This window comes from Pseudomonas sp. Pseusp97 (assembly GCF_047304025.1).
Lineage (GTDB): Bacteria > Pseudomonadota > Gammaproteobacteria > Pseudomonadales > Pseudomonadaceae > Pseudomonas.
Genome location: NZ_JBGLYK010000025.1, coordinates 1 through 26,280, shown reverse-complemented (window position 1 = coordinate 26,280; position 26,280 = coordinate 1). Strand labels below are relative to the sequence as shown.

At 66.1% G+C, this 26,280-nt stretch carries 22 protein-coding genes; 13 read left to right on the top strand and 9 right to left on the bottom strand.

What is annotated here, in order from left to right; all coding sequences use genetic code 11:
- The first annotated feature begins 10 nt into the window (after window positions 1-10).
- The 8 genes from ACCC94_RS07610 (at window position 11) to ACCC94_RS07575 (ending at window position 11,902) form a co-directional block, all read left to right on the top strand.
- Window positions 11-1,414 carry a NarK family nitrate/nitrite MFS transporter gene (locus ACCC94_RS07610; RefSeq protein ID WP_413348703.1) on the top strand — a complete coding sequence of 468 codons (1,404 nt, stop codon included), beginning with the start codon at window positions 11-13 and terminating at the stop codon, window positions 1,412-1,414.
- Between the two features lie 99 nt (window positions 1,415-1,513).
- Window positions 1,514-5,293 carry a nitrate reductase subunit alpha gene (locus ACCC94_RS07605; RefSeq protein ID WP_413348702.1) on the top strand — a complete coding sequence of 1,260 codons (3,780 nt, stop codon included), beginning with the start codon at window positions 1,514-1,516 and terminating at the stop codon, window positions 5,291-5,293.
- An 11-nt stretch (window positions 5,294-5,304) separates the two neighbouring features.
- Complete coding sequence (gene narH, locus ACCC94_RS07600; RefSeq protein ID WP_413348700.1) at window positions 5,305-6,840, top strand: nitrate reductase subunit beta; 1,536 nt, start codon at window positions 5,305-5,307, stop codon at window positions 6,838-6,840.
- A 17-nt stretch (window positions 6,841-6,857) separates the two neighbouring features.
- On the top strand, window positions 6,858-7,598 hold the full coding sequence (narJ, locus tag ACCC94_RS07595; RefSeq protein ID WP_413348717.1) for a nitrate reductase molybdenum cofactor assembly chaperone: 741 nt from the start codon (window positions 6,858-6,860) through the stop codon (window positions 7,596-7,598).
- Window positions 7,599-7,600: 2 nt separating this feature from the next.
- On the top strand, window positions 7,601-8,287 hold the full coding sequence (gene narI / locus ACCC94_RS07590) for a respiratory nitrate reductase subunit gamma (RefSeq protein WP_045210685.1): 687 nt from the start codon (window positions 7,601-7,603) through the stop codon (window positions 8,285-8,287).
- Between the two features lie 97 nt (window positions 8,288-8,384).
- Entirely contained in the window at window positions 8,385-9,203 is an 819-nt protein-coding gene (locus ACCC94_RS07585) for a peptidylprolyl isomerase (RefSeq protein ID WP_413348699.1), read from the top strand.
- A 177-nt stretch (window positions 9,204-9,380) separates the two neighbouring features.
- Window positions 9,381-10,367: a GTP 3',8-cyclase MoaA gene (moaA, locus tag ACCC94_RS07580; protein WP_413348698.1), complete on the top strand. Its 987-nt coding sequence runs from the start codon at window positions 9,381-9,383 to the stop codon at window positions 10,365-10,367.
- Window positions 10,368-11,125: 758 nt separating this feature from the next.
- Complete coding sequence (locus ACCC94_RS07575; protein WP_413348696.1) at window positions 11,126-11,902, top strand: ABC transporter substrate-binding protein; 777 nt, start codon at window positions 11,126-11,128, stop codon at window positions 11,900-11,902.
- A gap of 538 nt (window positions 11,903-12,440) precedes the next feature.
- Here ACCC94_RS07575 and ACCC94_RS07570 read toward each other — a convergent pair.
- The gene (locus ACCC94_RS07570; RefSeq protein ID WP_413348695.1) at window positions 12,441-13,316 is read right to left on the bottom strand and encodes a helix-turn-helix domain-containing protein; all 876 of its coding nucleotides are present in this window, start codon (window positions 13,314-13,316) and stop codon (window positions 12,441-12,443) included.
- Window positions 13,317-13,453: 137 nt separating this feature from the next.
- Between ACCC94_RS07570 and ACCC94_RS07565 the strand changes: the two genes are divergently transcribed.
- Entirely contained in the window at window positions 13,454-14,347 is an 894-nt protein-coding gene (locus tag ACCC94_RS07565) for a DMT family transporter (protein ID WP_413348694.1), read from the top strand.
- Window positions 14,348-14,580: 233 nt separating this feature from the next.
- On the opposite strand, the gene ACCC94_RS07560 is transcribed toward ACCC94_RS07565, so the two are convergent.
- A complete protein-coding gene (locus tag ACCC94_RS07560) occupies window positions 14,581-15,555 on the bottom strand; it encodes a 2-hydroxyacid dehydrogenase (RefSeq protein ID WP_413348693.1) in 975 nt (324 codons plus the stop codon).
- A 301-nt stretch (window positions 15,556-15,856) separates the two neighbouring features.
- Window positions 15,857-16,792, bottom strand: coding sequence for a LysR family transcriptional regulator (locus ACCC94_RS07555; RefSeq protein WP_017519048.1), 936 nt, complete (start codon window positions 16,790-16,792; stop codon window positions 15,857-15,859).
- Between the two features lie 294 nt (window positions 16,793-17,086).
- Between ACCC94_RS07555 and ACCC94_RS07550 the strand changes: the two genes are divergently transcribed.
- The 4 genes from ACCC94_RS07550 to ACCC94_RS07535 are packed head-to-tail and all read left to right on the top strand — an operon-like array spanning window position 17,087 to window position 21,919.
- Entirely contained in the window at window positions 17,087-18,595 is a 1,509-nt protein-coding gene (locus tag ACCC94_RS07550; protein ID WP_413348692.1) for an efflux transporter outer membrane subunit, read from the top strand.
- Window position 18,596: 1 nt separating this feature from the next.
- A complete protein-coding gene (locus ACCC94_RS07545; protein ID WP_413348691.1) occupies window positions 18,597-20,798 on the top strand; it encodes an FUSC family protein in 2,202 nt (733 codons plus the stop codon).
- Window position 20,799: 1 nt separating this feature from the next.
- Window positions 20,800-21,000, top strand: a complete 201-nt coding sequence (locus ACCC94_RS07540) for a DUF1656 domain-containing protein (protein ID WP_413348716.1) — start codon at window positions 20,800-20,802, stop codon at window positions 20,998-21,000.
- A 13-nt stretch (window positions 21,001-21,013) separates the two neighbouring features.
- The gene (locus tag ACCC94_RS07535) at window positions 21,014-21,919 is read left to right on the top strand and encodes an efflux RND transporter periplasmic adaptor subunit (protein ID WP_413348690.1); all 906 of its coding nucleotides are present in this window, start codon (window positions 21,014-21,016) and stop codon (window positions 21,917-21,919) included.
- 563 nt (window positions 21,920-22,482) lie between these two features.
- Here the strand turns inward: ACCC94_RS07535 and ACCC94_RS07530 are convergent.
- From ACCC94_RS07530 to ACCC94_RS07505, 6 genes are all read right to left on the bottom strand, one after another.
- Window positions 22,483-22,734 carry a hypothetical protein gene (locus ACCC94_RS07530; protein WP_413348689.1) on the bottom strand — a complete coding sequence of 84 codons (252 nt, stop codon included), beginning with the start codon at window positions 22,732-22,734 and terminating at the stop codon, window positions 22,483-22,485.
- A 31-nt stretch (window positions 22,735-22,765) separates the two neighbouring features.
- Window positions 22,766-23,653, bottom strand: coding sequence for a TIGR01459 family HAD-type hydrolase (locus tag ACCC94_RS07525; protein ID WP_413348688.1), 888 nt, complete (start codon window positions 23,651-23,653; stop codon window positions 22,766-22,768).
- Between the two features lie 74 nt (window positions 23,654-23,727).
- Entirely contained in the window at window positions 23,728-24,399 is a 672-nt protein-coding gene (locus tag ACCC94_RS07520) for a tyrosine-protein phosphatase (protein WP_413348687.1), read from the bottom strand.
- Between the two features lie 85 nt (window positions 24,400-24,484).
- Window positions 24,485-24,871, bottom strand: a complete 387-nt coding sequence (locus tag ACCC94_RS07515; protein WP_413348686.1) for a hypothetical protein — start codon at window positions 24,869-24,871, stop codon at window positions 24,485-24,487.
- Window positions 24,871-25,701, bottom strand: coding sequence for an SDR family oxidoreductase (locus ACCC94_RS07510; RefSeq protein ID WP_413348685.1), 831 nt, complete (start codon window positions 25,699-25,701; stop codon window positions 24,871-24,873). Before ACCC94_RS07510 ends, ACCC94_RS07515 begins: the two co-directional genes overlap by 1 nt.
- Window positions 25,702-25,761: 60 nt before the next feature.
- Window positions 25,762-26,226, bottom strand: coding sequence for a multidrug transporter (locus ACCC94_RS07505; RefSeq protein WP_413348684.1), 465 nt, complete (start codon window positions 26,224-26,226; stop codon window positions 25,762-25,764).
- Window positions 26,227-26,280 lie beyond the last annotated feature (54 nt).

The window sequence follows — 26,280 nt, the reverse complement described above, 5'->3', positions numbered from 1 at the left end:
TAGTGCCGTCATGGGCATGATCAACTCCCAACTCAAAGCCGCCAGCGGTCCGCTGCTGATCGACTGGCGCCCCGAGGACCCCGAGTTCTGGGCGCGCAGCGGCAAACGCATCGCCGCGCGCAACCTATGGATCTCGATCCCCGCGCTGCTGCTGGCCTTCGCCGTGTGGATGATCTGGAGCACCGTCACCGTGCGCCTGAACGCCGCCGGCTTCAGCTTCAGCAACGAACAGCTGTTCCTGCTCGCCGCGCTGCCGTCGATCTCCGGCGCCACCCTGCGGGTGTTCTACTCCTTCATGGTGCCGGTGTTCGGCGGCCGCCGCTGGACCGCGCTGTCCACTGCCTCGCTGCTGATCCCCTGCCTGTGGCTGGGCTTCGCCGTGCAGGACCCGACCACCCCGTACTGGGTGTTCGCGACCATCGCGCTGCTGTGCGGCTTTGGCGGCGGCAACTTCGCCTCCAGCATGTCCAACATCAGCTTCTTCTACCCCAAGAACCAGCAGGGCACCGCCCTGGGCCTGAACGCCGGCCTGGGCAACCTGGGCGTCTCGGTGATGCAGTTCGCCGTACCGCTGGCCGTGGCCGGTGGCCTGTTCGGCGCCTTCGGTGGCGAGCCGCAGCAGCTCTCCGACGGTGGCCGGCTGTTCCTGCAGAACGCCGGCTGGATCTGGGTGCCCTTCATCGCCGTGGTGGCCATCGCCGCCTGGTTCGGCATGAACGACATCGCTGATGCCAAGGCCTCGTTCCGCGAGCAGTCGGTGATCTTCAAGCGCAAGCACAACTGGCTGATGTGCTGGCTGTACGTGGCCACCTTCGGCTCGTTCATCGGCTTCTCCGCCGGCTTCGCCATGCTCAGCAAGACCCAGTTCCCGGACATCAACCCGCTGCAGTACGCCTTCCTCGGCCCGCTGGTGGGTGCCCTGAGCCGGCCGCTGGGCGGCTGGCTGGCGGACAAGTTCGGCGGCGCGCGCATCACCCTGTGGAACTACGCGGCGATGATCGCCGGCGTGTTCGCGGTGATCAGCTTCCTGCCGGGCGCCCACGGTGCGGGCAGCTTCTTCGGCTTCCTCGGCTCCTTCATCGCGCTGTTCTTCTTCGCCGGCATCGGCAACGGCAGCACCTTCCGCATGATCCCGGTGATCTTCCGCAACGAGTGGGCCGCGCGCCTGAAGCAGGGCGGCTTCACCGAAGCCCAGGCAGCCAAGGGCGCGAGCATGGAGTCGGCCGCGGTGATCGGTTTCTCCGCCGCCATCGGCGCCTTCGGCGGCTTCTTCATTCCCAAGGCCTTCGGCACCTCGCTGGCCATGACCGGCAGCGCCCAGGGCGCCCTCTACGTCTTCGTCGCGTACTACCTGAGCTGCATCGTCGCCACTTGGTGGTGGTACGCGCGCAAAGGTGCGGAAAGCCCTTGTTGACCCCTTCGGCGCATAGCGCTGTGCGTTATGCGCCCTACGTGATTCGCAAGTCCTGATTCGAGATTGAACGCCCGGCGCAGACCGGGTGAGGAGATACAGATGAGTTACCTGCTCGATCGCCTGCAATTCTTCAAGAAGAAGCAGGGTGAATTCGCCGAGGGTCATGGCGAGGTCACCAACGAAAGCCGTGCCTGGGAAAACAGCTACCGGCAGCGCTGGCAGCACGACAAGATCGTTCGCTCCACCCACGGCGTAAACTGCACCGGCTCGTGCTCCTGGAAGATCTACGTGAAGAACGGCCTGATCACCTGGGAAACCCAGCAGACCGACTACCCGCGTACCCGCCCGGACCTGCCCAACCACGAGCCGCGCGGCTGTCCCCGTGGCGCCAGCTACTCCTGGTACATGTACAGCGCCAACCGCCTGAAGTACCCCAAGGTGCGCAAGCCGCTGCTCAAGCTCTGGCGTGAAGCCCGCGCCGCGCACAACGACCCGGTGGACGCCTGGGCCAGCATCGTCGAGGACTCCGCCAAGGCGAAGAGCTACAAGAGCGAGCGCGGCCTGGGCGGCTTCATCCGTTCGAGCTGGAACGAAGTCACCGAGATCATCGCCGCCGCCAACGTCTACACCGCCAAGACCTACGGCCCGGACCGCGTGATCGGCTTCTCGCCGATCCCGGCCATGTCGATGGTCAGCTACGCCGCCGGCGCCCGTTACCTGTCGCTGATCGGCGGCGTGTGCCTGAGCTTCTACGACTGGTACTGCGACCTGCCGCCGGCCAGCCCGCAAATCTGGGGCGAGCAGACCGACGTGCCAGAATCGGCCGACTGGTACAACTCCAGCTACATCATCGCCTGGGGCTCCAACGTCCCGCAGACCCGTACCCCCGACGCGCACTTCTTCACCGAAGTCCGCTACAAGGGCACCAAGACCGTGGCCGTCACCCCGGACTACTCCGAAGTGGCCAAGCTCACCGACCTCTGGCTCAACCCCAAGCAGGGCACCGACGCCGCGCTGGGCATGGCCTTCGGTCATGTCATCCTCAAGGAATTCCACCTCGAGAAACCCAGCGCCTACTTCGTCGACTATTGCCGCCAGTACACCGACATGCCGATGCTGGTGCTGCTCGAACCGCACACCGATGGCGTACTCAAGCCGACCCGCTACCTGCGTGCGGCGGACCTGGCGGGCAATCTCGGCCAGGACAACAACCCCGAATGGAAGACCATCGGCCTGGACGAAATCTCCGGCGAGCTGGTTTCGCCCACCGGCGCCATCGGCTACCGCTGGGGCGAGTCGGGCAAGTGGAACATCGAGGAAACCGAAGGCGGCGAGAAGCGTGAAACCCGCCTGGCGCTGACCCTGATCGACGGCCCGGAACAGGCCTGCGACGTCGGCTTCCCATACTTCGCCGGGCAGGAGCACCCGCACTTCAAGGGCGTGGAAAACGACGAGGTGCTGGTGCGCCGCGTACCCTTCCGCGAGGTGACCGGCGCCGACGGCCAGACCCTGCGCGTCGCCACCGTGTATGACCTGCAGATGGCCAACTACAGCGTCGACCGTGGCCTGGGCGGCCGCAACGTTGCCGCCTCCTACACCGACGCCGACGTCCCCTACACCCCGGCCTGGCAGGCCCGCATCACCGGCGTACCGGCTGCCCGCGCCATCCAGGTGGCCCGCGAGTTCGCCGACAGCGCCGACAAGACCCACGGCAAGGCCATGGTCATCATCGGCGCCGCGATGAACCACTGGTACCACATGGACATGAACTACCGCGCGGTCATCAACATGCTGATGATGTGCGGCTGCATCGGCCAGAGCGGTGGTGGCTGGGCGCACTACGTCGGCCAGGAGAAGCTCCGCCCGCAGACCGGCTGGGTTCCGCTGGCCTTCGGCACCGACTGGAGCCGTCCGCCGCGGCAGATGAACGGCACCAGCTTCTTCTACCTGCACAGCTCGCAGTGGCGCCACGAGAAGATCTCGATGCACGAGGTCCTCTCGCCGCTGGCCGACACCCGACAGTTCCCCGAGCATGCGCTGGACTACAACATCCGCGCCGAACGCATGGGCTGGCTGCCGTCCGCCCCGCAGCTCAACCGCAACCCGCTGCGCATCGCCGCTGATGCCGAAAAGGCCGGTATCCCGGTGCAGGACTACGTGATCCGCGAACTCAAGGCCGGCAACCTGCGTATCGCAAGCGAACAGCCGGACGATCCGCAGAACTTCCCGCGCAACATGTTCATCTGGCGCTCCAACCTGCTCGGCTCCTCGGGCAAGGGCCACGAGTACATGCTCAAGTATCTGCTGGGCGCGAAGAACGGCGTGATGAACGACGACCTCGGCAAGGCCGGCGGGCCCTGCCCGGGCGAAGTCGACTGGGTCGACCAAGGCGCCGAAGGCAAGCTGGACCTGGTCACCACCCTGGACTTCCGCATGTCCTCCACCTGCATGTATTCGGACATCGTCCTGCCGACCGCGACCTGGTACGAGAAGGACGACCTCAACACCTCCGACATGCACCCCTTCATCCACCCGCTGTCGGCCGCCACCGACCCGGCCTGGGAAGCCAAGAGCGACTGGGAAATCTACAAGGCCATCGCGAAGAAGTTCTCCGAGGTCTCCGTCGGCCACCTGGGCGTGGAGAAGGACCTGGTCACCGTGCCGCTGCTGCACGACACCGCCAACGAACTCGCGCAGCCGTTCGGCGGCAGCGACTGGAAGAAGGGCGAGTGCGAACCGGTCCCCGGCCGCAGCATGCCGACCCTGCACGTGGTCGAGCGTGACTACCCCAACACCTACAGGAAGTTCACCTCCCTCGGCCCGCTGCTGGACAAGCTCGGCAACGGCGGCAAGGGCATCGGCTGGAACACCGACAAGGAGATCAAGCTGCTCGGCGAGCTGAACCACAAGGTCACCGAACCGGGTGTCAGCCAGGGCCGTCCACGCATCGAGAGCGCCATCGACGCCGCCGAGGTGATCCTCGCCCTGGCGCCGGAAACCAACGGCCAGGTCGCCGTGAAGGCCTGGGAAGCGCTGTCGAAGTTCACCGGTCGCGATCACACCCACCTGGCGCTGCCCAAGGAAGAAGAGAAGATCCGCTTCCGCGACGTCCAGGCGCAGCCGCGCAAGATCATCTCCAGCCCCACCTGGTCGGGCCTGGAAGACGAGCACGTGAGCTACAACGCCGGCTACACCAACGTCCACGAGATGATCCCGTGGCGCACCCTCACCGGTCGCCAGCAGTTCTACCAGGATCACCCCTGGATGCAGGCCTTCGGCGAGGGCTTCGTCAGCTACCGGCCGCCGGTCAACACCCGCAGCACCGACAAGCTGTTCAACAAGAAGCCCAACGGCCACGCCGAGATCACCCTGAACTGGATCACCCCGCACCAGAAGTGGGGCATCCACTCCACCTACAGCGACAACCTGCTGATGCTCACCCTGTCGCGCGGTGGCCCGATCATCTGGATGAGCGAGCACGACGCGAAGAGCGTCGGCATCGAGGACAACGACTGGGTCGAAGTTTTCAACGCCAACGGCGCCGCCACCTGCCGCGCGGTGGTCAGCCAGCGCGTGAAGGACGGCATGGTGATGATGTACCACGCCCAGGAACGCATCGTGAACCTGCCGGGCAGCGAGACCACCGGCACCCGCGGCGGCCACCACAACTCGGTGACCCGCGTGGTCCTCAAACCCACCCACATGATCGGCGGCTACGCCCAGCAGGCGTGGGGCTTCAACTACTACGGCACCGTCGGCTGCAACCGCGACGAGTTCGTCGTGGTGCGCAAGATGAACAAGGTCGACTGGCTCGACGAGCCGGAGCAGGGCGGACTGGGCGGTGACGCCCTGCCGCAACCGCTGCCCCAGGACATTTGAGGATTACTGCCATGAAAATTCGTTCGCAAGTCGGCATGGTGCTGAACCTCGACAAATGCATCGGTTGCCACACCTGCTCCATCACCTGCAAGAACGTCTGGACCAGCCGCGAAGGCGTCGAGTACGCCTGGTTCAACAACGTCGAAACCAAGCCCGGCATCGGTTACCCGAAAGAGTGGGAGAACCAGGAGAAGTGGAAGGGCGGCTGGAAGCGCAACGCCGACGGCTCCATCGTCCCGCGCATCGGTGGCAAGTTCCGCGTACTGGCGAACATCTTCGCCAACCCGGACCTGCCGGAAATCGATGACTACTACGAGCCCTTCGACTTCGACTACCAGCACCTGCACACCGCGCCCAAGGCCCAGCACCAGCCGATCGCCCGGCCGCGCTCGCTGGTCTCCGGACAGCGTATGCAGAAGATCGAGTGGGGCCCCAACTGGGAGGAAATCCTCGGCACCGAGTTCGCCAAGCGGCGCAAGGACAAGAACTTCGACCAGGTCCAGGCGGACATCTACGGCGAGTACGAAAACACCTTCATGATGTACCTGCCGCGCCTGTGCGAGCACTGCCTGAACCCGGCGTGCGTGGCCTCGTGCCCGAGCGGCGCCATCTACAAGCGCGAGGAAGACGGCATCGTCCTGATCGACCAGGACAAGTGCCGCGGCTGGCGCATGTGCATCAGCGGCTGCCCGTACAAGAAGATCTACTTCAACTGGAAGAGCGGCAAATCCGAGAAGTGCATCTTCTGCTATCCGCGCATCGAGGCCGGCCAGCCGACCGTCTGCTCGGAAACCTGCGTGGGCCGCATCCGCTACCTCGGCGTGCTGCTGTACGACGCCGACCGCATCCACGAAGTGGCCACCTGCGAGAACGAGCGCGAGCTGTACCAGAAGCAGCTGGAAATCTTCCTCGATCCGTTCGACCCGAAAGTGATCGAGCAGGCCCGCAAGGACGGCGTACCGGACAGCGTCATCGAGTCCGCGCAGAAGTCGCCGGTGTACAAGCTGGCCATGGACTGGAAGCTGGCCCTGCCGCTGCACCCGGAATACCGCACGCTGCCGATGGTCTGGTACGTGCCGCCGCTGTCGCCGATCCAGAACGCCGCCGCCGAAGGCCATATCGGCAGCGACGGGGTGATCCCGGATGTCGAGTCCCTGCGCATTCCCGTGCAGTACCTGGCCAACCTGCTGACCGCCGGCGACACCGCGCCGGTGCTGCTGGCGCTCAAGCGCCTGCTGGCGATGCGTGCCTACAAGCGCGCCGAGCACGTGGAAGGCAAGCAGGACCTGGAGGTGCTGGAGAAGGTCGGCCTGAGCGTGAACCAGGTGGAAGAGATGTACCGCTACCTGGCGATTGCCAACTACGAAGACCGCTTCGTCATCCCGACCGCGCACCGCGAGGAAGCCCTGTCGGATGCCTTCGCCGAGCGTTCGGGCTGTGGCTTCAGCTTCGGCAACGGCTGCTCCGGCAACTCCGGCGTGAACCTGTTCGGCGGCAAGGCCGTGGACCAGCGCAACGTCATCCAGACCGTGCAGATACAGGAGTGACGATCATGGCCATCTCAATGGAAAGTCACAGCCAACTGCTCAAGCTCAGTGCGCTGATGCTGGATTACCCGCGCGTCGAGCTGCGTGAGGAAAGCCTGGCACTGCATGCGCTGATCCGCACCTGCGACCTCTCGGAAAAGCAGCGCGACGGCCTCGCCGCGCTGCTCAACGAGCTGTGCAAGGGCGACATCCTCGACGTCCAGGCCCGTTACGACGGGCTGTTCGAGCGCGGTCGCTCGGTCTCGCTGCTGCTGTTCGAACACGTCCACGGCGAAAGCCGCGACCGTGGCCAGGCGATGGTCGACCTGATGGACCGCTACACCCAGGCGGGCCTGGTGATCGACGTCAACGAGCTGCCGGACTACCTGCCGCTGTACCTGGAGTTCCTCGCCCTGCAGGACGCCGAGTCGGCCCGCGCCGGTCTCGCCGAAGTCGCCCACATCCTCGCGCTGATCGCCCTGCGCCTGGAAGAGCGCGGCAGCAGCTATGCGGCGGTCTTCAACAGCCTGCTGGAGCTGTCCGGCGAACAGCCCGACCTCGGCGCGCTCAAGCGCGACCGCGAGCAGGAAGCGCGCGACGACAGCCTGGAAGCCATCGACAAGGCCTGGGAGGAAACCCCGGTGAGCTTTACCGAGCCCGCCGTCGGTTGCCCGTCCACCAGCGCCCGGCGGATTTCCACCGCCGCCGAACAACCCATGCAGTGGGTCGCCCAGCCGGTGCCGCAGATGCAGTACCGGGCGGCCAGAGAAGGAGTCTGAACATGTCCCTCGATCTTCTAGCGTTCGGGATCTATCCCTACGTCGCGCTCGCCATCTGCCTGATCGGCAGTTGGGCGCGCTTCGACCTCTCGCAATACACCTGGAAAGCCGGCTCCAGCCAGATGCTGAGCAAGAAGGGCATGCGCGTCTACAGCAACCTGTTCCATGTCGGTGTGCTGTTCATCCTAGCCGGCCACTTCGTCGGCCTGCTGACCCCGCACGCAGTCTACGAGCACCTGATCAGCACCGAGCAGAAGCAACTGCTGGCGATGGTGTCTGGTGGCTTCTTCGGCATCCTCTGCTTCATCGGCCTGACCGGCCTGATCCTGCGCCGCCTGACCAATGAGCGCGTGCGCGCCACCGGCAATGCGTCGGACCTGATGATCCTGCTGGTGCTCTACGTCCAGCTGATCCTCGGCCTGTCCACCATAGTCGCCTCGACTCATCACCTCGATGGTTCGGTGATGGTCATGCTGGCCAACTGGGCGCAGTCCATCGTCACCTTCCAGCCGCTGGCCGCCGCCGAAGCGATCGCACCGGTCTCGTTGGTCTACAAGCTGCACGTGACCCTCGGCCTGACCCTGTTCGTGCTGTTCCCCTTCACCCGTCTGGTGCACATCGTCAGCGCCCCGGTGTGGTACTTCGGGCGCCGCTACCAGGTGGTCCGCACCAAGCGTCGCGCAGCCTGATGAAACGGCGAATGACGCTGGCGTGTTATTCGCCCCACGCTCTTCCCCCTCTCCCTTCAGGGAGAGGGCCGGGGAGAGGGTTACGGAGGTCAATGAAATGAGTTGCTCCCACTACGAAGCCAAGGTCGAACACGTCGACCTGCCGAAGATCGAAGTCAACGGCGTCGCCATCGCCGAGGACGAACTGGCCCGCGAGCTGCAATACCATCCTGCTGCAAGCCACGGCGAGGCGCTGTACTCCGCCTGCCGCGCGCTGGTGGTGCGCCAGCTGCTGGTGCAGCGCGCCGACGAACTGGGCCTTGAGGCCGACGCGGAAGAGGGCGAGGCGCTGGAAGAAGCGCGCATCCGCGCCCTGATCGACCGTGAAGTCGGCGTGCCCGAAGCCGACGACGCCAGCTGCCGCCAATGGTACGAAGCCAACCCGACCCGCCTGACCGCACCCTGGCGCATGCGCCTGCGCCACGTGCTGCTGGGCATCGCGCCGGACGACCTGGAAGGCCGCGCCAAGGCCCGCGAACAGGCCGAAGAACTGCTGGCCGAACTGCGCGAATATCCCGAGCGTTTCGCCGAAAAGGCGATGCGCTTCTCCGACTGCCCGTCCAGGGACGATGGTGGTGACCTGGGCTGGATCGAACCGGGGCAGACCGTCCCCGAGTTCGAGAAACGCCTGCTGCAACAGCAACCCGGCCTGCTCGGCCATCCGCTGGAAAGTCGCTACGGCCTGCATGTGGTCGAGCTGATCGAGCGCGATGGCGGCGAGCCGCTGGACTTCGCGCAGGCGCGCCCGCGCATCGCCGCCTACCTGCGCGCCCAGGTGCTGCAGCGCGCGGTCAGCCAGTACATCAGCGTATTGGCCGGTGAAGCGCGGATCGATGGCTTTGTCTTCGACGGGGCGGAGTCGCCGCTGGTGCAGTAAAGCCAGAGCCCCTCTCCCTGACCCTGGCTGCGCGCCCCGCTCCGAAAGGAGAGGGGATTCGTTCCGTGCGGGATAAATCCTTGGCGTCAGCCGGCACGGACAGCTCCCTCTCCCTTCAGGGAGAGGGCGGGGGAGAGGGGAACGCCCAAACTCTGATCTGCCATGGAGCACTATCAGATGTCCGAATGGATCGACGGCCAAGGCCGCAGGATCGACTACCTGCGCCTGTCCGTAACCGACCGCTGCGATTTCCGCTGCGTCTACTGCATGTCGGAAAACATGCGCTTCCTGCCGCGCCAGCAGGTGCTTACCCTGGAAGAAATCGAGCGGGTGGCGCGCCTCTTCGTCGAGGGCGGCGTGAAGAAGCTGCGTCTCACCGGCGGCGAACCGCTGGTGCGCCCCGGCATCGTCCACCTCTGCGAGCGCCTCGCCGCGCTGCCCGGTCTGCGCGAACTGTGCATGACCAGCAACGGCTCGCAGCTCACCCGGCTGGCCGGCGACCTGCACGCCGCCGGCCTGACGCGCCTGAACATCAGCCTCGATACCCTCGATGCGCAACGCTTTGCCGCCATCACCCGCACCGGACGCCTGGAGCAGGTACTGCGCGGCATCGACGCCGCGCAGCAGGCCGGGTTCGAGCGGATCAAGCTGAACTGCGTGGTGATGAAGGGCCGCAACGCCGATGAGGTACCGGCACTGGTGGACTACGCCATCGCCCACGGGCTGGACATCAGCTTCATCGAAGAGATGCCGCTGGGCCAGGTCGGTCGCGAGCGCGAAGAGAGCTTCTGCTCCAGCGACGAGGTCCGCGCAATGATCGCCGAGCACCACGAACTGCTGGACAGCGCCGAGCACAGCGGCGGCCCGGCGCGTTATGCGCGCCTGGCGCAGCATCCGGGCACGCGCATCGGCTTCATCTCGCCGCACTCGCACAACTTCTGCGCCACCTGCAATCGCCTGCGCCTGACCGCCGAAGGCCGCCTGCTGCTGTGCCTGGGCCACGAGAACTCCCTGGACCTGCGCGGCCTGCTGCGCCGCCATCCGATCCACGATGAACCCATTCTGGAAGCTCTGCAGGGCGCGCTGCAGCGCAAGCCGGCACGCCACGAGTTCACCGTCGGCGACGTGCAGGTGCTGCGCTTCATGAACCTCAGCGGCGGCTGAAACAGTCCTCCCTTGGCGGGCCTATGCCCGCCGCGTGCCTTGCGTTCCTGAACAGAAAAAACTCCCCACGGAGCTCGTACTGCCCGGGTTCTGTAGGAGCGAGCTCGCTCGCGAACCACCTTCTGCCGGTGATGCCGGTGCCGTGCGATTCGCGAGCAAGCTCGCTCCTACAAAGGGCCGCACAGCAGGCATAAAAAAGCCCCGGCGACATGAGCGTATCGCGGGGGCTACGGGCATTTGCCAAAGGTATAACCGTGGAAGCTACGGTAAATCATGCGAAAGAATCGTTTCGAATCCTCCTCGGATCGCTTCGGAACGCTTCCAGACTAAGGCGCCGGCCCGGTGCGCGACATCCCTCCGAAGGAGTAAGGACGGGGCAGCAAAGGAGAGTGCGCCGGGCTGTCGCAGGGCGAGCCGGTACAACCCGTAGGGCGAATAAAGCGGAATGCTTTATCCGCCGTCTCGGTATCCATGAACGGCGGATGGCGGATAACGCCAGAGGCGTTATGCGCCCTACGGTCGAAGCCTGCGCCGAGGGATGATTGACGTTGTGTACTTTTTAGTCCAGATTGGATTTTAAGTTTACGCGCGCCCGCGCGTGAACGGACCAGAACAAGAAGTCGTTCGCCTGGGTCAGGGCAAGGCAATGCCGCTGCGACCGTTCGTGTTGCGCCCCTGGACGAACAAGACATGCCGTACTCACTGCCAAGACGTAACGGCCGGCGCTCGCCCCGGCGACCACATAACGGAGTTCATCGATGAATCGCAAAGCCCTGCTGGGCGGCCTGATGCTGGCTGCCTTCGCCACCCTCTCCCATGCCGACGACAAGCCGCTGCGCATCGGCATCGAGGCGGCCTACCCGCCCTTCGCCTTCAAGACCCCGGAAGGCGGGATCGCCGGCTTCGACTACGACATCGGCAACGCGCTGTGCGAAGAGATGAAGCGCAAGTGCCAGTGGGTCGAGCAGGAATACGACGGCCTGATCCCCTCGCTGAAGGTGCGCAAGATCGACGCCGCGCTGTCCTCCATCACCATCACCGAAGAGCGCAAGCACTCGGTGGACTTCACCCACAAGTACTACTTCACCCCGGGCCGCCTGGTGATGAAGGAAGGCTCGCAGCTGGACGAGCAGTTCAGCCAGCTCAAGGGCAAGAATATCGGCGTGCAGCGTGGCTCCACCGCCGACCGTTTCGCCACCGAGGTACTGGGCAAGGCCGGCGCCAACGTGGTGCGCTACACCAGCCAGGACGAGATCTACCTGGACCTGCTGGCGGGCCGCCTGGACGGTACCTTCGCCGACTCCATCCCGCTGCAGATCGGCTTCCTGGATACCCCGCGCGGCAAGGGCTTCGCCTTCATCGGGCCGGAGTTCAAGGACCCGAAATACTTCGGCGAGGGTGCCGGTATTGCAGTGCGCAAGGGCAACACCGAACTGGTCGGCCAGCTCAACGCCGCCATCGACGCGTTGCGCGCCAATGGCAAGTACAAGGCCATCGAGGGCAAGTACTTCAAGAGCGATATCTACGGCGATTGATCCTTCGCCGAGTCATGCAAAAGGCCGCCTTCGGGCGGCCTTTTGCTTTTCGTAGGACAGAGCTTGCTCGCGAATTGCTTGACGCTGCCGTCTCCCTGCAGGAGCGGACCTTGTCCGCGATGTTCTTGCTTGTGGTTGGATGTTTCTGCGCCGCTTCGGCGTACGCGCAGGCTTCCTGTTTCGCCCCCTCGGGCGAGTTACTTTCTCAAACGCCAGAAAGTAACCAAAGGTCTTGCCCCGGACATCCGGTTTTTCGCCTAGGCGAAAAATTCCCTCGTTGAAGCGAAGTTTAAGGGGCCCGAACTAGGCGTCCCCCCACGAAGGGCCATCCCTGGCCCATCGCGGCTCTCGCGACATCCATGTCGCTCAACCCTGAAACTCCGCTTCAACGAGGCCTCCTGAACGGGGCAGTCGGAGTGCGCGGATATTTCTCTGGAAGCCTTTTAGAGTCAGAGCCAGAGCTGGATCAGGGCGTTTGGCTTTTCGTAGGAGCGAGCTTGCTCGCGAACCGCGCACCGGCAGGTACACGGTCGAAACGCTACTCCCCGAACGCCTGCCGATATTCCCCCGGCGTCCCGCCTACCACCGACCTGAAGCGGTTGGCGAAATGGCTGGCGCTGGAGAACCCGCAGGCCAGAGCGACCTGGCTCAACGGCTGGCGGGTGTCGCGCAGCAGGCGTTGCGCCAGGGCCACGCGGCGGGCCAGCACGTACTGGTGCGGCGGCATGCCGAAGCTTTCGCGGAACATCCGCGCGAAGTGGTATTCCGACAGCGCCGTCTGCATCGCCAACTCGCCCAGCGACAGCGGCTGGTCCAGGCGCTGCTCGATGTAGTCGGCCACCCGGCGGCGCATCACCGGTGCCAATCCGCCCTTGAGTTTCAGGCCTTCGCGCAGGCCGACCTGGTTCAGCAGCAGGTGATCGATCAGGTCATGGGCCAGCGTGCTGGTGCGGATGCGCTCGCCCGGCTCATGCCAGTCAAGCCTCACCAGCTGGCGGAAGCGCGCGGCCTGTTGCGGGTCGTCGAGGAAGGTCCGCTCGTGCAGCTGCAGTTCGCGCGGCTCGCGGTCGAGTAGACGGATGCAACCCAGGGCGAATTGTTCCTGGCCGATGTAAAGGTGTGCCAAGCGGATGTCGCCATTGACGATCCACGCCGACTCGGCGCCGGCCGGCATCACGCAGAGCTTGTCCGGCGCACCCTTGCTGCCCGGTGCGCCACGGCGGAAGGTGCCGGTGCCGTCGTTCAGGTAGCAGGACAGCGTGTGGTGGCTCGGCGCGTGGTAGTCGCGGGCATCGTGGCTGTTGCTCCAGATCGCCGCGGACAGCCCGTCACCCAGCTCTGCGCAACGCTCCAGGCGGGCGTTGGGCGACGAGTTCATCGACTGGAAGACTTCGAGCTGCGAAATGGCTGACATGGTTGTTCCTCTGCTGCCTTCACTCTACCCGCGCGGGCGCGCCTTGCCAGCCCGGTTGTCGCAATAAGCGCAAGAATCTGCAAGCCGGCGCCGGGGGCGGGCGGGAGACTGTTTCCACAGGATTTTCGGAGACCGCCATGAACCTCTCGCTCTACCTGCTAACCGTGCTCATCTGGGGCACGACCTGGATCGCCATCAAGCTGCAGGTCGGGGTGGTCGCCATTCCGTTGTCCATCGCCTATCGCTTCATCCTGGCGGCGCTGGTGCTGTTCGCCCTGCTGCTGGTTTCGCGCAAATTGCAGCCACTGGGACGGCGTGGGCAGGCGATCTGCTTCGCGCAGGGGCTATGCCTGTTCTGCGTGAACTTCCTGTGTTTCTACACCGCCAGCCAGTGGATCCCCAGCGGGCTAGTGGCCGTGGTGTTCTCCACCGCGACGCTGTGGAATGCGCTGAACGCGCGGATATTCTTCGGCCAGCGCATCGCGCCCAACGTGCTTGGTGGCGGAGCGTTCGGCCTGGCGGGGCTGGCTCTGCTGTTCTGGCCGGAGCTGGCCGGGCACCAGGCCACGCGGGAAACCTTCTACGGCCTGGGTCTGGCGCTGCTCGGCACGCTGTGCTTCTCGGCGGGCAACCTGCTGTCGAGCCTGCAGCAGAAGGCCGGGTTGCGGCCGCTGTCGACCAATGCCTGGGGTATGCTCTATGGCTCGCTGATCCTGCTGGCGATCTGCCTGGTGCAGGGCGTGCCGCTGACGTTCGACAGCAGCCCGCAATACGTCGGGTCGCTGCTGTACCTGGCGATTCCCGGCTCGGTGATCGGTTTTACCGCCTATCTGACCCTGGTCGGGCGCATGGGCCCGGAGCGGGCGGCGTATTGCACGGTGCTGTTCCCGGTGGTGGCGCTCAACGTCTCGGCTTTCGCCGAGGGCTATCAGTGGAGCCTGCCGGCCCTGGCCGGGCTGGGGCTGGTGATGGCGGGCAATGTGCTGGTGTTTCGCAAGCCCAGGCCGGTGCTGCAGGCCGCCAGAGCATAGTGGTTATTGTAGGAGCGAGCTTGCTCGCGAACCGCTCCGCAGCGGGGTTCGTTCGCGAGCAAGCTCGCTCCTACGAAAAGCGGCCCGCGCTCAGGCTTTCCAAGCCTGCGGGTTGACCAAGTTCTTCGACCGCTCGCCGCGCAGCTTCGTAGGGCGAATAACGCGCCAGCGTTATCCGCCGCGGAGGTGCCGGCGGATAACCTGTTCCAGGTTATGCGCCCTACGAAAACTCGTCAGGCCTTCCACGCCTGCGGATTGACCAGGTTCTTCGGACGCTCCCCACGCAGCGCGGCTTCGAAGTTGTCCAGCGCGCACTCGGCCATGGCCTGGCGGGTTTGGTGGGTGGCCGAGCCGATGTGCGGCAGGGTCACGGCGTTGGGTAGCGAGAACAGCGGCGACTCCGCCAGCGGTTCCTTCTCATAGACATCCAGGCCGGCGGCGAGGATGCGTTTCTCCTGCAGTGCTTCCACCAGCGCGGCCTCGTCGATCACCTGGCCGCGGGCGATGTTCACCAGGATGCCGCTGGGCTTCATCAGCTCCAGCTCGCGCTTGCCGATAAGCTTGCGGGTCTTGTCCGACAGCGGCACCACCACGCAGACGAAATCCGCCTCGCCCAGCAGTTCCTCGAAGCCGCAGAAGCGCGCGCCGAACTCCGCTTCCAGCTCCGGCTTGCGGCTGTTGCCGTGGTAGAGGATGTCCATATTGAAGCCGAAGCGGCCGCGACGGGCGATGGCCGCGCCGATGCGGCCCAGGCCGAGAATGCCGAGCTTCTTGCCGTGCACGTCGACGCCGAAGTGCTGGGCGTCCACGGTGCGCTTCCACTGCCCGGCCTTGGTCCAGGCGTCCAGCTCGGCGGTGCGCCGGGCGGCGGCCATGATCAGGGCGAAGCCCAGGTCGGCGGTGGTTTCGGTCAGCACGTCCGGGGTGTTGGTCAGCGGGATGCCGCGCTGGTTCAGGTAGTTCAGGTCGTAGTTGTCGTAGCCCACCGAGACGCTGGAGATGACCTCCAGCTGTGTGGCCTGGGCCAGCTGCTTCTCGCCCAGCGGGCGGCCGACGCCGATCATGCCGTGAGTAGTCGGCAGGGCGGCGGCCAGCTGTGCGTCGACGTCGCCCTGCTTGGGATCGAGCACGGTGACGTTGAACTGGCTGCGCAGGCGGTCGAGGTGTTCGGGGGCAAGGCGGCTGAAGACGAAGACGTTCTTTTTCATGGCTCTCGGACGGCTGGGAGGCGGAGGGGGCTTAACCCTACCATTGCCGAGCTAGAGCGGCGCAAGGCTTGTGTGCGCGCCGGGCGATTATCGAACGTGCCCGCTTTTATGTAGGAGCGAGCTTGCTTGCGAACCGCCCAGCAGTAGAGCCGCCGGAGAATACGTTCGCGAGCAAGCTCGCTCCTACAGGTCCGGGGAATATCGGGAGGGGGAAGAAGATGGGTTCGCGGGCAAGCTCACTGAACACCGGGGTAAGGAGTTACACAGTGAGCTTGCCCGCGAAACACGACGAAAAGGGCGGTCAGGGTCCCACATCGGCGAGCCCGGCGCCATCGGCCTGGAGCACACCGGGGAGGTTTTCTCGCAGGTACGCGACCCAGGTCTTGATCTTCGCGTCCAGGTACTGGCGCGACGGGTACAGCGCGTAGACGTTGAGGATCTGCAGCTTGTAGTGCGGCAGCACGCGCACCAGCGAGCCGTCGCGCAGGCCGTCGATGGCCGAGTAGACGGGCAGGGCGCTGATGCCCATGCCCGAGCCGATGGCCTCGGTCATCGCATCGCCGACGTTCACCTGGAAGGGCGAGGGGCCCAGGGTGATCATTTCCTGGCCGTTGGGGCCGTCGAACAGCCACTTGTCCAGCGGCAGCACCGGGCTGATCAGACGCAGGCAATCGTGCTCCATCAGCTCCGTCGGGGTCTTGGGCGTACCGCGCCGGGCCAGGTAGTCGGGCGAGGCGCAGAGGATGCTGTAGGTCTCGCCGATGCGCTGGGACACCAGGCCCGAGTCGGGCAGTTCCGAGGCGACCACGATAGCCACGTCGAAGCCTTCGTCGAGCAGGTCCGGCACGCGGTTGGCCATGGTCAGCTCGAAGGTCACGTCCGGGTGCAACTGACGGTAGTTGGCGATGGCGCGGATCACGTAATGCTGGCCGATGCCGGTCATCGAATGCACGCGCAGGCGGCCGGCGGGGCGGGCGTGGGCGTCGCTGGCCTCGGCTTCGGCTTCCTCGACGTAGGCGAGGATCTGCTCGCAACGCAGCAGGTAGCGCTGCCCGGCTTCGGTGAGGGCGATGCGCCGGGTGGTGCGGTTGAGCAGGCGGGTCCGCAGGTGGGACTCCAGATTGGCGACCGCGCGGGATACGTAGGCGGTGGTGGTGTTCAGCTGCTGCGCGGCGGCGGTGAAACTGCCGGTTTCCGCGACACAGGCGAACGCACGCATGGTCTGCAGTGTGTCCATTGGGGCCTCGTCAGTGGGCGTCTGTCCCGAGTGGCGACGCCAATGAAGCGTTACGTCGTCGCCGGCGGCATGTCCTTGATGGATGGCAATGCGCGGAGCAGAGCGGGGGCGGCCTATTGTCACATGGATGGCGACACACATTGTTTCATTATCGGTAATAAACAATCACAAATCAGCCGGCTTATCCGTTCCCTTCCCCATCCCTAGAATTCAATCGCCGCCAGTGGCTTTGCCGGCACCTCCACGCATGAAAGCCCCACGCTGAAAAGCTAGACCACTTCCAGGACCTCCACCGTGTCGCGTCACCTCGTGAAAGGACTGACGTTCGTCGGCTCCTTTGTCATTTTTTCAACAATCGCCGGATGTATCAGCACCAACGGCATCGCCCCGCAGGAACAGCGCCTGGGCGACACCGAGCTGGCCACCGACGCCGCCATCGCGCATGCCAACCAGGAAGCTGGCTGGCCGGCCGAGCAGTGGTGGCGCGCCTATGGCGATCCGCAGTTGAATGCCTGGGTGCAGACCGCGCTGGAGGGCAGCCCGACCCTGGCCCAGGCCGAGGCGCGGGTGCGCATGGCCATGGCCATGGCCGGCATCGCCGAGTCCGCCGAGTCGCCGCAGATCGGCGTGGATGCCTCGCTGACCCGCCACCGCTGGCCGACCGACTACTTCTACGGCCCGGGCGACCTGGCCGACAGCACCACCTTCAACAACAACGCCGCCCTGGGCTTCAACTATTCGCTGGACCTCTGGGGCCGCGAGCGCAGCAACACCGAGCGCTACGTCAACATCGCCAAGATGACCGCCGCCGAGGCGCGCATGGCCCAGCTGGAGCTGGAGGGCAATATCGTCCGCGCCTACATCCAGCTGTCGCTGCAGTACGCCAAGCTGGACATCGGCAAGGCCATGCTGGCGCAGCAGCAGGGCATCCTGGCCCTGGCCCAGCGCCGCCTTGACGGTGGCATCGGCACGCATTTCGAAGTCAGCCAGGCGGAGGTTCCGCTGCCGGAAACCGAACGCAAGATCGAAGCGGTGGACGAGGAAATCCAGCTCACCCGCAACCAGATCGCCGCTCTCGCCGGTAAAGGTCCCGGCGCCGGCGCCTCGATCCAGCGGCCGAGCCTGAAGCTTGCCGAAGGTCCGGGCCTGCCCAGCAAGCTGCCGATGGAGCTGCTCGGCCATCGCCCGGACGTGGTCGCCAGCCGCTGGAAGGTTGCCGCCCAAGCCAAGGGCGTGGACGTCGCCCGCGCCGAGTTCTACCCCAACGTCGACCTGGTCGCGAGCATCGGCTACAGCGCCGTCGGCGGCGGCGTGCTGGAGTTCCTCAATGCCGAGAAATTCACCTACGGCGTCGGCCCGGCCATCTCCCTGCCGATCTTCGACGGCGGTCGCCGCCGCTCGCAGCTGAGCCAGGAATCCGCCGGCTACGACGCCGCCGTGGCGCAGTACAACCAGACGCTGATCAACGCCCTCAAGGGCATCTCCGACCAGTTGATCCGCATGCACTCCATGGAGCTGCAGGAAGGCTTCGCCGCCAAGTCCGTGGCCTCGGCCCAGCGCACCTACGACATCGCCACCAAGGCCTACCGTGGCGGCCTGACCGACTACCTCAATGTGCTCAACGCGCAGACCCGCCTGTTCCAGCAGCAACTGGTGGAACAGCAGGTTCGCGCCGCGCGCCTGGCCACCCATGCCGGCCTCGTCGTTGCCCTGGGCGGCGGCCTGATGGACAAGCAGGAAGGCCCGAAAGAGACGAAGATGGTTCCCGAGACCGTCAGCGTCCGCGCGGCCGGCGAGCGCTGAGATGGCCGGCGATTCCTTCGACGGTAGCACTGCCACCCGCCAGCTGGCGCCGCTGGACGCCCTGCGCCGCGCGCTGCTGGAGTGGGGCCGCAGCGACGGCGTCACCTGGGTGTATATCGCCAAGGTGCTGCTCGCCGCGTTGCTGACCCTGTGGCTGGCGATGCGCCTGGAACTGCCGCAGCCGAGCACCGCGACCATCACCGTGTTCATCGTCATGCAGCCGCAGAGCGGCCAGGTGTTCGCCAAGAGCTTCTACCGGATTCTCGGCAGCCTGGTCGGCCTCTCCGTGATGGTCGCGCTGATCGCCATCTTCGCCCAGCAGCGCGAGTTGTTCCTGCTGGTCTCGGCGCTGTGGATCGGTCTGTGCACCGTGGGTGCCGCGCGCTACCGCGACTTCCGCTCCTACGCCTGCGTGCTTGCCGGCTACACCGCCACGCTGATCGGCCTGCCCGCCACCCTGCACCCGGAAGCCGCGTTCATGTCGGCGATCTGGCGCGTGCTGGAAATCAGCCTGGGCATCCTCTGTTCCATGGTGGTCAGCGCCACGCTGTTCCCGCAGACCTCCAGCACTGCCATGCGCAGTGCGCTTTACCAGCGTTTCGGCGCCTTCGCCGGCTTCGTCCTGGACAACCTCGGCGGCGGCGAGCGGCCGAAGTTCGAGGCGGCCAACGTGGCCTTCGCCTCCCAGGCCGTGGGCCTGGAAGCGCTGCGCAGCGCCACCCGCTTCGAAGACCCGCACATGCGCCTGCGTTCCGGCCGCCTGTCGCGCCTGAACAACGAGTTCATGGTCCTCACCACCCGTTACCACGCGCTGCACCAGCTGCTCTCGCGCCTGCGTGCGCAGGAAGCCGAGGCCGTGCTGCGTGCGCTGCAGCCGTGCCTGGACGAACTGGCCCAGGTTCTCGCCCCGTGGCGCGGCCAGTCGGTGACCGACCGTGACGCCGAACGCCTCGCCGCCCAGCTGGAAAGCCACCGCACGCGGATGATGCAACGCATCCGCTCTGGCCGCGCGCAGCTGCTCGCCGAGCAGGACGAGCCGTCCGCGCTGCTGGATTACAATACCGCCGGCGAGCTGCTCTATCGCCTGGCCGACGACCTCTACAACTACGCCCTGACCCACGCTTCCCTGGCCGCCCACAAGCACGAGCGGGAGAACTGGAAGCACGGCTTCTCGCCCAAGGCCAACCTGGTCGCCTCGCTGGTGGCCGGCGGGCGCACCGCGCTGATGGTGCTGGTGTTCGGCATCTTCTGGATCGAAACCGCCTGGCCCAGCGGCAGCACCTTCGTGCTCAACGCCGCTGCTGTCGCCGCGTTGGTGTCGGCTGCGCCGGACCCGGCGAAGATGGCCATGCAGATGGCCGTGGGCACTTTCTTCGCGGCCATCCTCGGCTTTTCCGAAACCTTCTTCGTGTTCCCGCACCTGGACGGTTTTGCCTTGCTGGCCTTCGCCCTGGCGCCGGTATTCGCGGTGGGTGCGTTCTTTTCCATCAAGCCGCAGTACGCCGGCTACGGCCTGGGCCTGCTGGTGTTCTTCAGCTTCGGCGCGATCCCGGCGAACCTCACCGTCTACGATCCGGGCCGCATGCTCAACGAGTACATCGCCCTGGTGCTGTCGCAAAGCCTGGCCGCGGTGGTCGCCGCTGTGATCATGCCGCCCACCAGCGCCTGGCTGTGGCGGCGCCTGGAGAAGGACCTGCGCCTGCGCGTGGTGGAGGCCATCAGCGGTAAGCTCGACGGCCTGGTTTCGTCCTTCGAGAGCGGTACCCGCGACCTGCTCAACCAGGCCTACGGTGTTGCCGCGCGCAGCCCGCAGATGCAGCGCCGCCTTCTGCGCTGGACCTTCGTCGTGCTGGAGATCGGCCATTCGATCATCGAGCTGCGCGTCGAGCAGGAGAACCTGCCGAACGAGCCCTGCTACGCGCAGACGTCGCCGTGGCGGCAGTCGATCCGCGCCATGGGCCGCGCGCTGATCCGGCTGTTCGTCAAGCCGTGCGAGGCCAACCGCGAACGTGCCCTGGCCGCCGTGGAGCAGGCCATCGACTGCGTGAAGAGCACCGATGAGCCGCGCGCCCCGGACTTCGAAAGCTCGCCGCTGCGCCGCGTGCTCAGCTACCTGCACTTCATCCGCAGCAGCCTGCTCGACCCGCAGTCGCCGCTGCGCGATGGCGAAACCTCTTCTGGAAGATCGACCCATGCTGCCTGACCTGCCCCGCGAGATCGCGTTCCACGGGGTCTACATGCCGACCCTGACCCTGATGTTCCTCGTTGCCGCGGTGATCTGCTGGGGCCTCGACCGCATCCTGGCTTCCATTGGCCTGTACCGCTTCACCTGGCACCCGGCGCTTTTCCGCGTGTGCCTGTTTGCCTGCCTGTTCGGCGGCCTGTCTCTCACTATCTACAAGTAACGAGCGTGCACCCATGACCCTCAAATCCATCATCAGCCTGCTGGCGACCCTGATCATCCTGGCGGTCGCCGCGTTGATCGGCCGCGCCCTCTGGGTGAACTACATGGATACGCCCTGGACCCGCGACGGCCGGGTGCGCGCCGACATCATCAATGTCGCCGCCGACGTCTCCGGCGTGGTGGTCGACGTGCCGGTGCGCGACAACCAGCAGGTGAAGAAGGGCGACCTCTTGATGCAGATCGACCCGGACCACTACCAGATCGCCGTGAAGCAGGCCCAGGCCCTGGTCGACTCGCGCAAGGCCACCCTGCAGATGCGCCTGCTCAATGCCAAGCGCCGTCGCGCCATGGATGAGGAAGTCGTCTCCCGCGAGAGCCTGGACGACGCCAGCAACACCGCCGCCGCCTCCGAGGCCGACTACCAGCAGGCCCTGGCCGCGCTGGACGCCGCCAGGCTGAACCTGGAGCGCACCCAGGTGCGCGCCTCGGTGGACGGCTACGTGACCAACCTCAATGTGCACCGTGGCGACTACGCCCGCGTCGGCGAGGCGAAGATGGCCGTGGTCGACGAGAACTCCTACTGGATCTACGGCTACTTCGAAGAGACCAAGCTGCCGCACATCCGCGTTGGTGATCCGGCCGAGCTGCAACTGATGAGCGGCGAACGCCTCAAGGGCCACGTCGAGAGCATCGCCCGCGCCATCTACGACCGCGACAACCCGGAAAGCCGCGAGCTGGTGGCCGACGTCAACCCGACCTTCAACTGGGTGCGCCTGGCCCAGCGCGTACCCGTGCGCATCCACATCGACGAAGTGCCGGACGGCGTGCTGCTGGCGGCCGGCATCACCGCCACCGTGATCGTCAACCCGCAGAGCCGCGACGCGGAGCACTCCGACGGCGCGGCTGCGGCGGCGCGGTGATCTGATCGGGTGAATGAAAACGGGAGCTTCGGCTCCCGTTTTCTTTTGCAGCCGGATCGCGTGCTACGTGCTGCGGGATTTGGCTCTAGGAGCGGAGCTTCTCCGCGTTCACCGTGAAAACGGTGCCTGACCTGAACCGTCGAACTGTTCGCAGGATTCGCGGATAAGATCCGCTCCTACGAGAGGCGAGCACCCGAGCTGCGTAGCGCGCATGACACCTCAGGCGTTATCCGCCGGCAATGGCGGATAACCCGTTCCGGGTTATGCGCCCTACGGATTCCCAGTCGCGCAGGGCTTGTGCTCTTGTAGGAGCGAGCTTGCTCGCGAACCGCATGGCACCGGAGCTGGGCTGTTCGCGAGCAAGCTCGCTCCTACAGGGATCGGTTTACCCTTCGCCCTTTCCGCGCCGGCGGTTCTTGTAGCTGCCGCGGATTTCATCGCCGCCAGGCACAGCGCGTAGGACGGAGCTCAGGGTGGAGCTCTTCGTAGGAGCGAGCTTGCTCGCGAACCGCATGGCACCGGAGTTGGGCTGTTCGCGAGCAAGCTCGCTCCTACAAGGACGCTCAGCCTTCGTTTTGCTCGCGCCGGCGGTTCTTGTAGCTGCCGCGGATGTTCATCGCCGCCAGGCACAGCTGCAGCAGCACCAGCGCGTAGGCCTGGGCCGGCAGACCCCAGGCTATCCACAGCGCATTGCTGGCGATGAACACCCAGAAGCCCAGCTTGCGCCGCCTTCGGTCGCGGGAGCCCACCAGCCAGGCGGCGAGGACGGTGACCAGCATGGCCGGCCATTGCAGCAGGTCGATCAGTTCGTTCATGGGCGCTCGAGCTCAGGTGGATGTCCTGAACTCAGACCAGCCCCGGTGCGGCAAAGTGCGGACGAACTGGGTAGCCGTCGAGCAGCGCGTTGGTCTTTTCCGGGTCCAGCGCGCCGTTGAAAGGCACGCCCAGCGCCTGGCGATGGATGCCGGTGGACGCCAGCCACAGGGTGTCGATGCGTGCGGCCAGCGCGCCGGGCACGTCGGTCACCAGCGAGTCGCCGACGAACAGGATGTGCTTGGCGCCGCGCGCTTCCAGCTGCCGCTGGGCGATGCGGAAGGCCGACGGATCGGGCTTGCCGTACCAGTGCACGCTGCCGCCTTCCTCGGCGAAGGCCTCGGCCAGCCGACCGGCGCCGAACACCGTCTGGCCGCCGGACACCACGACGCGGTCGGGGTTGGCGCACAGGAAAGGTTTGTCCGTGGCGCTGCGCAGCGGGGCGAAACGCTCTTCCAGCTCATCCTGCGGGAAGCTGCCCACGCCGAGGATCATCGAGGCCGCATGGATGTCGTCGCAGAAGCGCTCGCGGATCTCTACCGGCCAGGTGGTCAGCGCATCGCCCACGCCGACGGTGTAGATGCCGCCGCGCTGGAATTCGCGCTCATGGGTGAAGGCGTCGATGGCCAGTTGGCCGGAAGTGGTGATGCCGGCGAACAGCTCGCGGGAGACGCCCAGGCGCACCAGCGTGTCGGCCATCTCCGGGACGCTGCGCGAGGCGTTGCTGAGGAACCACACCGGCTTGCCTTCGGCTGCGCGGCGGGCGAGCCAGTCGAGGGCGCCGGGAAACACGTCCACGCCGTCGATCAGCACGCCCCAGAGGTCGAGCAGGAAGCCGTCGTAGTCGGCGCAGAAGGCATCCAGGCCGGCGTGGTCGATGTAGCGGGTGTGGGTGACGGCGCTGAAGCGGGAAGAAGTCATGGCATGCCTGTGAAACGGTGGGAATGCGCCCACGTTAGCGCACTCTCACCCTCCCGGTGTGACAGACGTGCCGATCAGTGCGCCGGATGAGGCGGGCGCTGCTCGCCGAAGGTATCCGCCAGCCAACCCTTGAGCTGGCAGCCGGCGAAGGCCGAAGTGCTGCACTCGCCGCTGGCCAGGGCCTGCTGCAGTTTGCCGATATCGGCTTTCCTGACGTAGGCGATGGCGTCTTCCATGTCATCGGCGCTGCCGAAGCCGGCTTCGGTCATTTCCTTGAGGGCGTCTTCCTTGCTCCAGCCCTGGATGACCGTGCGGTACATGGCCGAGAACAGGCCGGTGCGGTCGCTGCCGTGCTTGCAGTGCATCAGCACCGGGCCGTTCTGCTCTGCGCTCTGCAGGATGCGCAGGACCTTCAGCACGTCGGCGTCGTCGACGCGGTCGGCGTGGGTGGGGAAGCTCACCGTCTCGATGTTCTGCTGACCGATCCACTCGCGGTCGTCGTCCTTGATGAAGCTGACCACGGTCTTCACCTTAAGCTGCTCCAGCACCGGCAGGTTCTGCCCGGAGGGCAGGGCGCTGCGGTAGAGGGTCGGCGACATCTGGTAGAGATTGAACGACTTGTCCACCGGCCTGGCCCAGTCGGCAGAAGTTTCGCCGACGGCCAGGGCGAGCGGGCTGATGCTCTGCAGTGCAGTGCTCAGCAGGGCGGCGACGATGGCGCCACGGAGAATCGGGGGCAGGGACATGGGGGCTCCTCTAAGGTCCGCGTTACCTTAGGCGGGGCCCGGTTGTGTCCGGATAAAAAACAGGTGAAGAAAGCGTGAAGGTCGCTCAGCGCCGGTCGGCGGGAAGAAAACGCGCGAGCACGCCGGGGCGGAAGAACCACCAGACGCACAGCGGGTAGCACAGGTAGTTCAGCGCGTAGATCAGCAGCGCCGCAGGGCTCGGGGTGTTCTTCCACGCGGCCATGCCCACCAGGATGGCGTAGAGCACCGCCAGCCCTGCGCCGTACAGTGCCGTCAGCCGCCAGCGCTCGCCGGTTTCCGCCACGCGCTTGTACCGGCGGGCGAACCAGAAGGCCATGGCGACGGCGATCACCGCCGCCACCAGCAGCGTCGCCGGCACCCCGCCGACCCGCAGCAGCCCACGCGCTACCACGTTGAGGACGAAGGCGGCGAGGATGCCAGCGAGGGCGAGGTAGCGGAGCGGATGCGTCATCAGAGTTGCCCGTCGAGGCCGAAGCGTTTCTTCAGCACCTTGTCCAGCAACCCGCTGGGCAGCCAACGCGAAATCAGCGGCAGGGCCCGGCTGCCGTTGCCGATGCGCACCAGGCGCGGGCGCGGGGACTTCTGCGCAGCGGCCAGCAATTGGCGGGCGAAGTCGCTGGCGGGCGTGGGTTTATCCTGCGAGGCGGCGGCGCGCGCCTGGATGAATTTACGCAGCGGCCACCAGGCGGAATCCTCGCTGACCACCGCGGCCATCTCGCGGCTGGCGTTGGCGCCGAAGTTGGAGGCGATGGCGCCGGGCTGCACTTCCATCACTTCGATGCCGAAGGGTGCCAGTTCCAGGCGCAGGGCATCGTTCAGCGCGTGTACCGCCGCCTTCGATGCGCAGTAGGCGCCGGCGAAGGGGGTGACCAGCACGCCGGACACGCTGCCGATGTTCACCACCAGCCCGCGCCGCGCGCGCAGCGCCGGGAACAGTGCGCGGGTGACGCCGACCACGGCGAACACGTTGGTTTCGAACTGCCGGCGGATCGCCTGGCTGCCGCCGTCCAGCAGCGGTCCCATGGCGCCGTAGCCAGCGTTGTTGATCAGCACATCGAGGCCGCCGGCTTCGCGCTGCAGCAACTCGGCGAGGCGCTCGACGGCGGGCTCGTCGTTGACGTCCAGCAGCACGCCACGAAAACCCGCCTGGCCGAGGGCGGCGACGTCTTCATCGCGGCGGGCGGTGGCCCAGACCTGATAGCCGGCGGCCTGGAAGGCATCGGCGAGGGCGCGGCCGATACCGCTGGAGCATCCGGTGATGAGGGCGACGGGTTGGGGCATGGTCTGGCAGTCCTTGTCTGTGGGCGGGACTACCGTACCGGATTGTGCGGGGCAGGTGAATCAGTTGCCGAAGCGGCCGCTCACCCGCTCGGCGCGAAATTCCAGGGTGCTGGCGCGGTAGCCGGGGCGCAGCGGCGGCAGCGGCAGGCAGTCGCTCCAGCTGTCGCCGGCGAGCAGCGCGCCGGGGCCACGGTAGCGCGGGGCTTCGTAGAGGTTTTCGGCGAGGTCGGTGGTATCGCCGGGACGGTAGGCGGCGACTTTCCAGCGCAGCTCCAGCAGCGGACGGGAGGAGCCGTTCTTCAGGCTGACGGCCAGCGGGCGGCCGGGTTGGCATTGGTCGGGCTGGTAGGCGATGCGCAGCTCCAGGTGCTGGAGTTGGCGGGCGTCGCTGTTGTCCTGCCAGATGGCGATGGCGATCACTGCGGCCAGGCCGACCAGCCCGGCGCCGGAGATCGGCAGGGCGCGGGAGGGGTAGCGGATCAGCAGGATGATCCAGGTGACGATCAGCAGGATGCCGTACAGCATGGAGCGCTCCGCGCAGGGTTTCGAGCATTACCTTAGCAGGCGGCGGGGTGGGGC